1 pseudogene is annotated in these 261 nt (G+C 67.8%); it reads left to right on the forward strand.

From position 1 onward, the window contains the following. Positions 1-261 (forward strand): annotated as a pseudogene (locus AC2CJA_RS27445) (recombinase RecA); the annotation flags it as partial.

A 261-nucleotide genomic window follows, 5' to 3' on the forward strand; every position in this document is an offset into this window, starting at 1 on the left:
TGGTGCCGCGCGCGGAGATCGAGGGCGAGATGGGCGACTCCCATGTGGGTCTGCAGGCGCGGCTGATGAGCCAGGCGCTGCGCAAGATCACCGGTGCGCTCAGCCAGTCCAGGACCACCACGGTCTTCATCAACCAGCTCCGCGAGAAGATCGGGGTGATGTTCGGGTCGCCGGAGACGACCACCGGTGGGCGGGCGCTGAAGTTCTACGCCTCGGTGCGGCTGGACATCCGCCGGATCGAGACGCTCAAGGACGGCACCG

It is taken from the genome of Streptomyces sp. ATLC9 (genome assembly GCF_057196705.1).